Annotated in this window: 1 protein-coding gene; it reads right to left on the reverse strand. The window is 68.7% G+C overall.

Going from position 1 to position 233, the window contains the following annotated elements:
* Positions 1–170, reverse strand: a 170-nt coding sequence (locus tag KVT39_RS37505; RefSeq protein WP_217591533.1) for a flagellar basal body protein, incomplete at its 3' end; no start/stop codon positions are given.
* Positions 171–233: the final 63 nt, after the last annotated feature.

Raw genomic sequence — 233 nt, forward strand, 5'->3', positions numbered from 1 at the left:
TGGGGCAGCTTCGGCGAGCGGGCGAGCGCCGACGGGAAATCGACGTCGCGGGCCTGGTAGCCGGGCGTGTCGGCGTTCGGGATGTTCGACGACAGCAGTTCCTGCCGATAGGCGCGCACGTCGAGCGCCTGCCGGCCGAACGCGAATTCCGCATCGAGTTTGTCCAGCATGTGTGCGTCCCACCGTATGAAGCGCTGCACGCCCCTCGCGCCGGATGGCGACCCGAGAGGCTT

This window comes from Burkholderia sp. GbtcB21 (assembly GCF_019091065.1).
Lineage (GTDB): Bacteria > Pseudomonadota > Gammaproteobacteria > Burkholderiales > Burkholderiaceae > Burkholderia > Burkholderia pyrrocinia_C.